Here is a 2,754-nt window from a genome sequence, read left to right on the forward strand (position 1 = left end):
ATCCATAACTTGGTTCATTTCTTGAACATAACTTTATGAAATACTGAGATTTCGCGAGTATTTACGAGATTTTACAAGATATTTTGAGGAGGTCTATCAACATGAAAAAGAACCAACTTGATATGTCCGAACTTATTGATCCTATGGAAGAAAAGCTCTTCAGACGATGTGTTGACATACTGTTGCCTGATACTCCGTCAATATTTATGAGCCAGTAGTCAAAACCTTTTCATGCATCTATCTGTCCCGATCTGACCTCGCCTGTTTTTTCATTCCAGGCAACTGTAGCTTTTGCTCTTGCACCGCCTGCCATAGAACCTATCACCATCAACTGCATTTTTGCCTGCTTCCGCATCGGACAAAACTGTGCTACTTTTTCGGAAAGCACTTGCGAAAACAAGTTTTGTCATATCGGTAACATCGACTTCACCCGTTATCTGCATAGGTCCGGCAGACGGAACATATTCAAGCGCTCCCATGCCGCGTTTGCCTGTATAACACAACCTTTCAATAGGAGTAAAAGACTCGGGAGAACGCCCTTGACCTGCAAGTCATTTGTCAATGACAGCATTACCGAATTTGTCAGGAAGAGAATCAGCCAGAAGACCGGGAATACCGTGAAATGCTTCAACATGGCTGAGCTCGGGGAATGAATATACCCTATTGGATAAAGGCATTTTAAACGGTGAAAGTTCTATTCCGCTGGTCAGAAACTTTTTGTCATATTCAAAGCTAGCCGAAACATCATCTGCACCCTGATGAACAAACCCTATGCGAGTTCCCAAAAGGTACACTTCTGCCGTTTCTATCATTTTTCATCGCCCCATTTCCAGTCATCATCGTTTTGTTTGCGTTTTCTTGCACGCTTTTTAGGAGTGTTGTTTTCAACATAGTAGGAAGGACGTTCCTGAGGATCGGGTATCAACAAATCCAGTTTTTCCTCAAGTTCCAGTGCTTTGAGCAGCTTTATAAGGTTTATCAGACCGATATCGCTGCCATTTTCAAAACGCGCAATAGTACCTACCGATACCATTGACTTTTCTGCAAGTTCTGTTCTTGTCATCGGAAAATCTATGCGATATTGCTTGAATCTTGAAGCAAGCTCTGCAGCAATGGCTTTATTTTGCAGCTCTTTGTTTATTTTCATAACGAACGCTCCTCTTATATGCTTGTTGATATCATTATACTGCGTTTATATATAAAATACAATATGTTATTTATTAACTTTGATATTTAGATATAAAATATTATATATTGTATTTTATAAATATGCTGTGTATTGCTTTTTATATGTATTATATCTCATGTTTATTATCATGCAGATATTGGTATTGACCAATCATTGGCTTCTATTTAAGGTGTCTAAAATTTAGACAGTAATAAAACCTGTCGTTTCATCATAACTTCGCTACATTTTCACCTCATTTCAAAATCAAACACCAGATATTTCTCTAATACTTGAAATACTCTTTCCAAAAACAAAAGATAATTCAAAGAGAAACAAAGTGATACCATATGAAACTTTATGGAAAGCAACTTTTGGAGTGAGGAGCGTACCAACGAACGGAGAAAGTTGCTTGCCGATGCCCGTCTCAAAAGAAGATCCTGGCACTGCCTTTATGTCAGTGTCAGGATCTTTTTCTTGTCGTGCAATAGCCATCGATACTAGTTAAATGAATTTCGTATATTTGTCTCACTCACATTTTCCAGTCTTGATAGCTATACTCCATTTTCCACCTTTTGAAAATTCTCTTGTTTTGATCAGGTGTCCTTTTTTCAGGAGTTTGATGAGCTTTTCATCATACTTTGACTTATTAGCCTTATAGTCCTCTTCTGATACAGTCAGTTCATTTCTCAGCGCTATTGTCGCACAGTAGTCCTCGCTGTAATCCTTTGCGCCGATCTCTTTAAGTGCTTTTGCAAGGGTTTTTGCCTTAACATTGTTTTTCTTGAAATACTTTACGCCGGTATACTTGTTGTATGTATTATCGTCATAGTAGAAAGTTACATTGTCTTCGCCGTAAGCGGTCTTCCCTGTTTTGCTTTTCTTTTTCAGGTAATTTGGTCTGACAACGGCATATATGTCCTTGCTGCCCCATGTCACTGTGGATATGGTGACCTTTCTTGTTGATAAACTATTACCACTGCCCTGATTTCCGCCGATATAGCTTATTTTATTACCGTCTCTCTTCAAATATATGGCTACATGGTGTGTGGTTTTCTGATGATCAAAATCGAAGAAAATGATATCGCCCTGTTTCAAATCATCAACTTTCTTTACTAAAAACGCGCCTTTTTCCTTGACAAGAGAGTTATAAAGGCTCTGACAGCTTCCATTGGTCGGCAGAACACTCGTAGGTATGCCGGCTTCGCGTGCGCAAGAGCTGACAAAATCAGCACACCATTGTTCTTTCGCTCCCAGCTGAGCACCGGTCTTGCCTTTCTGTGCCTGGGCAACTGCAGCGATATCAAGACGGTAGTTTCTTGACAGCTTGTAGTTAGTATTGAAGTTACTGTTGAGCAGCTGTGTTGCCTGTGCAGTTATGACATAACTTGAAGTCATAACACCGGTCTCTGTGATGACGGGCGAAGCCGCAGCTAATAAAGCAAGTGCTGTTGCCAAAACTGTACAACTAAGTTTTTTTATCGAATTCATTGATAATACCTCCTCAAAATATCTTGTAAAATCTCGTAAATACTCGCGAAATCTCAGTATTTCATAAAGTTATGTTCAAGAAATGAACCAAGTTATGG

5 protein-coding genes are annotated in these 2,754 nt (G+C 39.3%); all 5 read right to left on the reverse strand.

From position 1 onward, the window contains the following. Nucleotides 1-269 precede the first annotated feature (269 nt). The gene (locus tag BM265_RS20500; protein WP_143098800.1) at nucleotides 270-479 is read right to left on the reverse strand and encodes a hypothetical protein; all 210 of its coding nucleotides are present in this window, start codon (nucleotides 477-479) and stop codon (nucleotides 270-272) included. 72 nt (nucleotides 480-551) lie between these two features. Further along, complete coding sequence (locus BM265_RS19405; RefSeq protein ID WP_074963556.1) at nucleotides 552-812, reverse strand: HipA N-terminal domain-containing protein; 261 nt, start codon at nucleotides 810-812, stop codon at nucleotides 552-554. Continuing rightward, nucleotides 809-1,147, reverse strand: coding sequence for a helix-turn-helix domain-containing protein (locus BM265_RS19410; RefSeq protein ID WP_074963557.1), 339 nt, complete (start codon nucleotides 1,145-1,147; stop codon nucleotides 809-811). Before BM265_RS19410 ends, BM265_RS19405 begins: the two co-directional genes overlap by 4 nt. 285 nt (nucleotides 1,148-1,432) lie before the next feature. After that, a complete protein-coding gene (locus BM265_RS20505) occupies nucleotides 1,433-1,660 on the reverse strand; it encodes a hypothetical protein (RefSeq protein WP_207647026.1) in 228 nt (75 codons plus the stop codon). Nucleotides 1,661-1,693: 33 nt separating this feature from the next. Further along, nucleotides 1,694-2,656: a CHAP domain-containing protein gene (locus BM265_RS19415; protein ID WP_074963558.1), complete on the reverse strand. Its 963-nt coding sequence runs from the start codon at nucleotides 2,654-2,656 to the stop codon at nucleotides 1,694-1,696. Nucleotides 2,657-2,754 lie beyond the last annotated feature (98 nt).

The sequence above is a fragment of the Hominimerdicola alba genome (genome assembly GCF_900112155.1).
Classification (GTDB): domain Bacteria; phylum Bacillota; class Clostridia; order Oscillospirales; family Ruminococcaceae; genus Hominimerdicola; species Hominimerdicola alba_D.

Bases quoted from the DNA above. Each gene is read 5' to 3' on its own strand.
- BM265_RS20500 (WP_143098800.1), bottom strand. From the start codon at position 479: ATGGGAGCGCTTGAATATGTTCCGTCTGCCGGACCTATGCAGATAACG.
- BM265_RS19410 (WP_074963557.1), bottom strand. From the start codon at position 1,147: ATGAAAATAAACAAAGAGCTGCAAAATAAAGCCATTGCTGCAGAGCTT.
- BM265_RS20505 (WP_207647026.1), bottom strand. From the start codon at position 1,660: ATGGCTATTGCACGACAAGAAAAAGATCCTGACACTGACATAAAGGCA.
- BM265_RS19415 (WP_074963558.1), bottom strand. From the start codon at position 2,656: ATGAATTCGATAAAAAAACTTAGTTGTACAGTTTTGGCAACAGCACTT.
- BM265_RS19405 (WP_074963556.1), bottom strand. From the start codon at position 812: ATGATAGAAACGGCAGAAGTGTACCTTTTGGGAACTCGCATAGGGTTT.